Source organism: Methylorubrum sp. SL192 (genome assembly GCF_026672325.1).
Classification (GTDB): domain Bacteria; phylum Pseudomonadota; class Alphaproteobacteria; order Rhizobiales; family Beijerinckiaceae; genus Methylobacterium; species Methylobacterium extorquens.
The window spans coordinates 4,924,329-4,932,500 of record NZ_JAPPQV010000003.1; the positions used below are offsets into that span (position 1 = coordinate 4,924,329).

An 8,172-nucleotide genomic window follows, 5' to 3' on the forward strand; every position below is an offset into this window, starting at 1 on the left:
CCTTCAATCCTCTCGATGATCCGCACCCACCCGAGGCGGGTTCTCGCCACTCCGCGGGGATGGCGCAAGCCCCAGCTTCGGGAAACCCTGACGAAGCGCGGCTCCTGAGCGCGATTGAGGCGTTGCCCGCATAGATCCGCCGGAGACCCGCCCATGGCCCGCCCCGCCCTCTCTCGTCTCGTCCTGCTCGGCTCCCTGCTCGGCTCCCTGCTCGCCACCGTTCCCGCCACCGTGCCTGCCGACGCCCACGAGGTCGGGGCCTGGGCGGGCGCCAGCTCCGCCCCGGCGGAGCGCTCCGAAGTCGCGGTCGCGGCGCTCGACGGCAAGGCCTACGTCATCGGCGACTACAACGGCGCGACCGAACTGCTGATCTACGATCTGGCCACCGATCGCTGGAGCAAGGGCGCGCCCTTCCCCTACCCCGTCCACCACACCATGGCGGCCGAACAGGGCGGGCGGGTCTACGTGTTCGGCGGCTACGTCAACGGCTGGGAAGCGACCGACAAGGTCTGGGCGTACGATCCGAAGGCGAACGCCTGGGAGGCCCGCGCGCCGATGCCGACCCCGCGGGCCGCGGGCGGGGCGGCGCCACTCGGCGACAAGATCCATGTCGTCGGCGGCAGCGGGTCGGGACGCGGCAATGTCCGCTCCCACGAGGTCTACGATCCGGCAAAGGATAGGTGGAGCACGGCCGCCGACCTGCCGACGCCCCGCGACCACCTCGCGGTGCAGACGGTGGAGGGCCGCATCGTCGCCAGCGGAGGCCGGATCGACGGCGATTCGAGCAAGAACCTCGCGGCCAATCAGGTCTACGATCCGGCGCGTGACGCCTGGAGCGAGGCGGCGCCCCTGCCGACCGCGCGCAGCGGCGTCGCCTCCGCCGTGCTCGGCCGCGAGGTCTTCGTCATCGGCGGCGAGTCAAATCGCAGGACCTACGACGAGGTCGAGGCCTTCGATCTGCCGGGCAATCTCTGGCGCGCCCTGGCCCGGCTTCCCACCGCCCGCCACGGCTTCGGCGCGGTGACCTACAAGGGCCGCATCTTCACTCTCACCGGGAGCCCGCGGCCGGGCGGCGACCGGTCGGGAACGGTCGAAGTGCTCGATTCGAACGGCGCCGCGCCGGCCCGCTGAACGAGGGAAGGCGGCCGCGAACGCTTGCCGCGGCAGGGTCGGCGGACGACATGAGGGCCGCTGCCCTCCCGGATCCGCTTCGAGACCATGCGCCCTGCCCCCGAGCACGCCCGCTTCCGCCCGACCGTCGCGGCCCGTGTCTCGCCCGTCCCGGCCGCGCCCGACGTGATCGTGATCGGCGCGGGCGCGGCTGGGATCGCTTCGGCCCGGCGGCTGATCGAGCGTGGCCTGTCGGTGGCGGTTCTCGAAGCGCGCGACCGGGTCGGCGGGCGCGCGGTGACGACGCAGCTGCGCGGCCACGCGATCGATCTCGGCGCGCACTGGATGCATGCCGGGCCGATCAACCCCCTTGTCGCCCTCGCCCGGACCCGCGGCGAGCCTCTGCGGCGGGCCGCGCAGCACGAGCATCTCTGGATCGGCCGGCGTCCGGCGCGTGCGGATGAGGAAGCCGCCTTCTCCCGCGCCTTCGACGTCGCCGACCGGGCGATTACGGGCGCGGCGTCCCGCACGCAGGACGGGCCGGCCTCCGGCGCGCTGCCCCGCCATCTCGGGCCGTGGCGTGAGCGCATCGCCGGCGTCCACGCCCTGGTCTCGGGCCGGCCGCTCGAGGAGGTGTCGCTGCACGACTGGCCGAGCATGGAATACGGCGACAACTTCTTCATCGCGGGCGGCTACGGCGCCTATCTCGCGCGGCTGGCGCCCGGACTGCCGATCCAGCTCGGATGCCCCGTGGCCGGCCTCGACTGGTCGGGGCCGGGCGTGCGCGTGCAACTCGAGGACGGTGGGCGGCTCGCGGCGCGGGCCGTCATCGTCACCGTTCCGATGCCCGTGCTTCAGGCGGCGTTCCGCTTCGATCCCCCGCTGCCCGAACGGACGCGCGCGGCCATCGACGGCTTCCTGTCGGGCATCTACGAGCACGTCGTCCTGCACTGGCCCTCGGCGCCGTTCCAGGGCCGCGACCGGCTCGCCAGCGTGGTCGGCGGACGCCACAAGCCGCCGGGCATGCTGACGCGGATCGACGGCACGCCGTTCCACTATTTCGAGCTGGACACCGCCTTGGCCCGTGCCCTGGACGCTGCCGGGGCCGGACCCGATGGGGCGCGCCGCCTCGCCCGCGCGGTTCTGTCCGAGCATTTCGGCCGCGCCGCCCTGGCCGACCTCGCGATCCCGGCCGTGACCGCTTGGCGGCACGATCCCTGGTCGCGGGGCTCCTGGGCCGTGGTTCCGCCCGGACACGCGGCCGCCCGGGCGACGCTCCAGGAGCCGGTCGGCGAGCGGATCTGGTTCGCGGGCGAGGCGAATTCCCGTGCGCAATGGGGCACCGCGGGCGGCGCCTACGAGGAAGGGCTACGCGCGGCCGATCGCGTCGCCGACACGCTCACCGACGATCGTGCTCCGCTGCGGGCGAGCGCCTGAGCGCTCCCGCACTTGCATCCCCCACCCGGATGGGCGAACCGCCGACGCGACAAACGCGCAGGAGCGCCCGCCGGAGCGAGGGCCGGCCGGGAGGCCGGGGGGAACGCGATGAACTGGGTCGAAGCCATCGGCTATCTCGGGACGGCGCTCACCGTCGCCTCCTCGGCGATGGGAACGATGATCCCGCTGCGCATCGTGGCCCTGTGCGCGAGCTGCGCCGTCATCACCTACGGCTACCTGATCGGCAGCGTGCCGGTGATGCTCACCGAGGCGATCCAGATCCCGTTCAACGCGTGGCGGCTCTACGAGATGGTCCGCCTCGTGCGCGAGACCGAGCGGGCGGCCTCCGGCGACCTCTCCCTCGACTGGCTGAAATCCTTCGGCACCTCCCGCCGCTTCCGGGCCGGCGAGGTGCTGTTCCTGAAGGGCGACCCGGCCCACGAGATGTACTTGATCGAGAGCGGGCGCTTCCGCATCGCCGAGCACGGCCTCGACGTGCGGCCGGGCCAGATCGTCGGCGAACTCGGCATGCTCTCGCCCGGCAATCGCCGCACCGGCTCGCTCGCCTGCGTCGAGGCCGGCACGGCGCGCTGCCTGTCCTATTCCGAGGTGAAGCAGCTCTATTATCAGAACCCGGAATTCGGCTTCTATCTCCTGAAGCTGACGAGCGAGCGCCTGTTCCAGAGCGCTGCCGAGGCGGCGGGCGCGCAACGCACCGTGCCGGCCGGCAGCGACGTGCTGTGAGTCTCAGTCGGGTTGCCGCATGAAGCTGTCGGGCGTGCCCGTTCCGGCTTCGACGAACTGGATGTCGCGCGGCCCGCGCCGGGGTGTGTCGACGGAGAGGAACACCACCGGCTCCTCCAGGATCTCCGGTACGGAATGCACCACCCCGCGCTTGAAGAACACGAGCATGCCCGGCCCGACCTCGACCGGTGCCGCGTCGCCGAACTGCATCCGGCAACGGCCGGAGAGGGCGTAGAGATACTCGTCGCAGGTCGTGTGATAGTGCGGCGGCGTCGGCCGGTAGACCCGGAAGACGCGGGCGCTCGCGGTCTCGTCGTCGGTGAAGCGGTGATCGGCCACCATCGTCGCCGCGGTTTCGGGAAGGCGGCGCACGCTCTCGGCCACGTCGAACACCGCATGGCCGGCGGATCCTGGCTCGTCCATTCTGCGGTGCTCCCGTTTGGTCCGGCGGCGATTATGCCGACGCGTGCGGCCGGTGCAAAGAGGCCGGCGGCGCACGCATTTCATCAACCGGGCGAAAATGTTAGGAATGTCGTGTTGTTCCGAGCGGTGATCGCCGGCTTTCGGGACAACACGACAGTTTCGCAGCGCCGCGCGGTTTGCGGCCCGGACATTGATGACGCGGACATGATGCGCGGATACGAGGGAAACGCCCAGGTCATGGCGGATGTCGCCACCGTGATCGAGCAGGCGCAGCGCGAAGGTCGCGATCTCGCGACGGCTTTGCGCATCGCCCGGGTGACACTCGCCTATGTCAGCGGCCCCGAGCCCGAGCCGGATCAGGCCCGCGCCCTGGAAGCGCTCGACCGGCAGCTCCGCGCGCTCTCGGACTAAGCGTACCTCATCAAAATCCCGATCGTCTCCGCTCCGCGCACAGCACGATTTTCGTGAGCGGCATGAAGGAATGGCAAGCGCTGCGCGCGTGAGCGGCGCCAAGAGGCGTACCCGCCCCTTGGATTGCGAGACGCAGATCGACCGATCAACCGAAGCCGCTCACCCCGCCGCCTGCACGATCAGCGTCACGGCTCCGAACAGCAACACGGCAAGCACGGCCACGCCCATCAGAATGAGGGCCGCCCGCGACTCGCGTAGCTCGTGATTCTCCATGGTCCGAGCTTAAGCAATGCGGCGCGCGGCGCATAGAGCATCGCCGCGAAAGGTGGCGTCCGGCTTTCGGAAAAAGATGATGCGAAAACAAGAGGTTCGAGCATCGTCCTGGATTTGATATCCGGCACGATGCTTGAGCGCGGCAGTGGCATTTCAAAAGCGCCGGGCGTGCCGACGCGGGCCGAGGATCACGATATCCTCCGGGCATACGACTCGATCCATACGCGTTGCGTCCGGCGCCAGGTTGCCGTGCAGGGGCTGAACCGCCCAGCGGCCGTACCAATCGCGGGAGGGCGAGAACCGGGCCGCCTCCGACGATGGGCCGACCTCGATCGGTGTACCAGCGAAGCGTGCCTCGCCGGAACCGTCCGCAAGCAATCCGAACAGGATCGGCTGCACGTCGCGGTCCGGGGCGTTCTTCGCGGGGTTGGGCAACGACATTTCCAAAAGCTTTCTCGAGGGCAGATCGGAGTGTCCGAAATCGGGACGGTCCTCCGCATCGCTGCAAATCCGAAGCCCGGCGCGATGGTCTCGCGGCGGTACGCGCGGTCGAGACAGTGGATTCGTTGCAACCCTGGTTCGTCACTTGCCACGGCCAGGGCGAGACGACCCGACAGGGCACCGAATGTTTCGCGTTGGCACGCCGTCACGGCCAACGCGGCACGGCGGCGATCCCTTTCGAGACCGAACCACCGACGCGATGAGAAGACGTCCCGCAATGAAGAGCGTTTTCGAAGCCATCCTGAGCCCGATGCAGCGTCGCTTCGCGGCCCTCGGTCTCCTGGGTGCCCTGGCTGTCACCGTGACGTGGTGGTTCATCATCGCCCGCGGCGTCTGGCTGGCGGTCGAATGGGCTTCAGCCTGACGCCGAGATCGTCCCCGAAAACGTTCTTTCAAAAGAACGCTGCGTGATAGATTTTCTGTCTATTTTGCCGCGCATTTGAAGAAATTTCGTCTTATTCGCCTTGTGACGAGCACTGGTCTCGGGCTCTGTATCAAGCATCTCACATGGCGCTACGCTTGACATCGTTCTTTAAAAAGAACACTTCGTCTCCAGAGGCGGGCGAGGTCCGCGATGTGGAGGCGAGACGACGTGTTCGACGGATATCCGATCAAGCCCGGCGCGACACCCTATCGGCGCGCGGTCCTTCTCGGTCTCGCCATGACCGTCTGCCTTGCATCCGCCGGCAGCGCCCAGGCGCAGACCGAGATCCTCAACGTCTCCTACGATCCGACGCGCGAACTCTACCGCGAGGTCAACGCGGCCTTCGCCGAGGAGTGGAAGGCCAAGACCGGTGAGACGATCACCGTGCGCGCCGCCCATGGCGGTTCGGGCGCGCAGGCTCGTACCGTCATCGACGGCATCCCGGCGGATGTCGTGACCCTCGGCATCCCGTCCGATATCGACGCCATTGCCAAGATCTCAAAGAAGATCCCGGCGGATTGGCGCACCAAGCTTCCGAACGAGGGCCTGCCCTACACCTCGACCGTCGTGTTCCTCGTCCGCAAGGGCAACCCGAAGGGCGTGAAGGATTGGGACGACCTGGCCAAGCCGGACGTGAAGGTCATCACCCCGAACCCGAAGACGTCGGCGGGCGGGCGCTGGAACTTCCTCGCGGCCTGGGGCTACGCCTACGAGCGGGACGGCCGGGACAAGGAGAAGGCCAACGCCTTCCTCGGCGCGCTATACAAGAACGTGCCCGTGCTCGACACCGGCGCCCGCGGCTCGACCGTGACCTTCGCTCAGCGCGGCCTCGGCGACGTTCTGCCGACCTGGGAGAACGAGGCCTTCCTCGTGCTGGAGGAGTTCGGCAAGGACAAATTCGACATCGTCGTGCCGCCGACCTCGATCTATGCCGAGCCGCCGGTCGCCCTCGTTGACGCCAACGTCGACAAGAAGGGCACCCGCAAGCAGGCCGAGGCCTATCTCCAGTTCCTCTACAGCGACAAGGCGCAGGCGATCTTCGCCAAGCACCATTATCGCCCGATCAAGCGCGAGGCGGCCAAGCCCGAGGATCTCGCGCAACTTCCCGAGATCAAGCTGTTCAAGATCGAGGATCTTCAAGGCTCGTGGGACGAGATCCAGAAGGCCAACTTCGACAATGGCGGCCTGTTCGATCAGTTGAGCAAGGCTGGGCGCTGACCGCATGGGCGAGCCCGTGAAACCCCGGCGGCGCTTCCGCCAAAGGAGCGTGATTCCCGGCTTCGGGCTCACGCTCGGCTACACGCTGACCTGCCTGAGTCTGATCGTGCTGCTGCCGCTGGCCACCCTCGTGGTGAAAGCGTCGGGTCTCGGCCTGTCCGGCATCTGGGACGTTGCCACCGATCCGCGCGTCGCCAGTGCGTTGCGCGTGAGCTTCGGTGTGTCGTTGCTCGCCGCGCTCACGGCCTCGGTTTTCGGCGGCACCGTCGCCTGGGTGCTGACCCGCTACGACTTCCCTGGCCGCAAGCTTGCCGACGCGGTGGTCGATCTGCCCTTCGCCCTGCCGACGGCCGTGGCCGGCATCGCGCTGGCCTCGCTCTACGCCCCGAACGGACTGGTGGGTGAGCAGCTCGCCAAGGTCGGCATCGAGGCGGCCTACACGCCGGTCGGCATCTTCATCGCGATGGTGTTCATCGGTCTGCCGTTTGCGGTGCGCACGGTGCAGCCGCTGATTGCGGAGATCGACAAGGAGGTGGAGGAAGCCTCCGCCATCCTCGGCGCGTCGCGGATCACCACGCTGACGCGGGTGGTGCTGCCGCCGCTGATCCCGGCGGTACTGACCGGCTTCGCCCTCGCCTTCGCCCGCGGCGTCGGCGAGTACGGCTCGATCATCTTCATCGCCGGCAACCTGCCCTACGTCTCCGAGATCGCGCCTCTGCTCATCGTCATCAAGCTCTCGGAATTCGACTATGCGGGCGCCAGCGCCATCGCCGTGATCATGCTGGCGATCTCCTTCGTGACCCTGCTCGCGATCAACCTGATCCAGGCCTGGAGCCGGCGGAGATTCGGCTATGTCTGAGGCGCTGGCTCAAAGCCCCGGCACGCCGCCGCGGCACGAAACGCTGCGGCTTCCCGCCAGCGTCGTCACCGAGCGGCGGGTCGTGCGATGGCTGCTGATCGCGGTCGCGCTGACCTTCCTCGGACTCTTCCTCGTCCTGCCGCTCCTCACCGTGTTCGCGCAGGCTCTGGCCAAGGGCTGGGGCGCCTACCTCGCCGCCTTCTCCGAGCCCGACGCGCATTCCGCCATCCGACTTACCCTGATCGTCGCGGCGATCGCCGTGCCGTTCAACCTCGTCTTCGGCGTTGCGGCCTCCTGGGCCGTCGCCAAGTTCGAGTTCGCCGGCAAGAACCTGCTCGTCACGCTGATCGACCTGCCCTTCTCGGTCTCGCCGGTGGTGTCCGGGCTGATCTACGTGCTGGTGTTCGGCTCGCGCGGCCTGTTCGGCCCGTTCCTCGTCGAGCACGACATCCAGATCATCTTCGCGGTGCCCGGCATCGTGCTCGCGACGATCTTCGTCACCTTCCCCTTCGTCGCCCGCCAGCTCATCCCGCTCATGCAGGAGCAGGGCACGGCGGAGGAAGAGGCGGCGCTGACCCTCGGCGCTTCCGGATGGCACGCCTTCCGGACTGTGACGTTACCCAATATCCGCTGGGGCCTGCTCTACAGCGTCCTGCTCTGCAACGCCCGCGCGATGGGCGAGTTCGGCGCGGTCTCGGTCGTCTCCGGCCATATCCGCGGACTCACCAATACGCTGCCGCTGCACGTGGAGATCCTCTACAATGAGTACAAC

The 8,172-nt window shown here is 68.5% G+C and carries 10 protein-coding genes (1 of these 10 cut by a window edge); 8 read left to right on the forward strand and 2 right to left on the reverse strand.

Annotated features, from left to right (window positions below):
- Positions 1-153: 153 nt before the first annotated feature.
- The 3 genes from OVA30_RS23890 to OVA30_RS23900 all read left to right on the forward strand — a co-directional run bounded on the left by OVA30_RS23890 (position 154) and on the right by OVA30_RS23900 (position 3,291).
- Positions 154-1,131, forward strand: coding sequence for a Kelch repeat-containing protein (locus OVA30_RS23890; protein ID WP_268177209.1), 978 nt, complete (start codon positions 154-156; stop codon positions 1,129-1,131).
- 87 nt (positions 1,132-1,218) lie between these two features.
- Positions 1,219-2,547 (forward strand): flavin monoamine oxidase family protein, encoded by a 1,329-nt coding sequence (locus OVA30_RS23895; protein ID WP_268177210.1) that lies wholly within the window; start codon positions 1,219-1,221, stop codon positions 2,545-2,547.
- A 108-nt stretch (positions 2,548-2,655) separates the two neighbouring features.
- Entirely contained in the window at positions 2,656-3,291 is a 636-nt protein-coding gene (locus OVA30_RS23900; RefSeq protein WP_268177211.1) for a cyclic nucleotide-binding domain-containing protein, read from the forward strand.
- A 3-nt stretch (positions 3,292-3,294) separates the two neighbouring features.
- On the opposite strand, the gene OVA30_RS23905 is transcribed toward OVA30_RS23900, so the two are convergent.
- Positions 3,295-3,714, reverse strand: a complete 420-nt coding sequence (locus OVA30_RS23905; RefSeq protein WP_015821026.1) for a cupin domain-containing protein — start codon at positions 3,712-3,714, stop codon at positions 3,295-3,297.
- 204 nt (positions 3,715-3,918) lie between these two features.
- On the opposite strand from OVA30_RS23905, the gene OVA30_RS23910 reads away from it, so the two are divergent.
- Complete coding sequence (locus OVA30_RS23910; RefSeq protein WP_015821027.1) at positions 3,919-4,125, forward strand: hypothetical protein; 207 nt, start codon at positions 3,919-3,921, stop codon at positions 4,123-4,125.
- A gap of 426 nt (positions 4,126-4,551) precedes the next feature.
- Here OVA30_RS23910 and OVA30_RS23915 read toward each other — a convergent pair whose 3' ends face one another.
- Entirely contained in the window at positions 4,552-4,839 is a 288-nt protein-coding gene (locus OVA30_RS23915) for a hypothetical protein (RefSeq protein WP_268177212.1), read from the reverse strand.
- Between the two features lie 277 nt (positions 4,840-5,116).
- Here OVA30_RS23915 and OVA30_RS23920 point away from each other — a divergent pair, with 277 nt between their 5' ends.
- The 4 genes from OVA30_RS23920 to cysW form a co-directional block, all read left to right on the forward strand.
- A complete protein-coding gene (locus OVA30_RS23920; RefSeq protein WP_003602177.1) occupies positions 5,117-5,263 on the forward strand; it encodes a hypothetical protein in 147 nt (48 codons plus the stop codon).
- Positions 5,264-5,473: 210 nt separating this feature from the next.
- Positions 5,474-6,541 carry a sulfate ABC transporter substrate-binding protein gene (locus OVA30_RS23925; RefSeq protein ID WP_147019603.1) on the forward strand — a complete coding sequence of 356 codons (1,068 nt, stop codon included), beginning with the start codon at positions 5,474-5,476 and terminating at the stop codon, positions 6,539-6,541.
- A gap of 4 nt (positions 6,542-6,545) precedes the next feature.
- On the forward strand, positions 6,546-7,400 hold the full coding sequence (gene cysT, locus OVA30_RS23930) for a sulfate ABC transporter permease subunit CysT (protein WP_268177213.1): 855 nt from the start codon (positions 6,546-6,548) through the stop codon (positions 7,398-7,400).
- Positions 7,393-8,172, forward strand: the 5' portion of a protein-coding gene (gene cysW / locus OVA30_RS23935; protein WP_268177214.1) for a sulfate ABC transporter permease subunit CysW. 123 nt of this gene lie beyond the right edge of the window; only the first 780 of its 903 coding nucleotides appear in the window; its start codon is at positions 7,393-7,395; its stop codon lies off the right edge, out of view. Before cysT ends, cysW begins: the two co-directional genes overlap by 8 nt.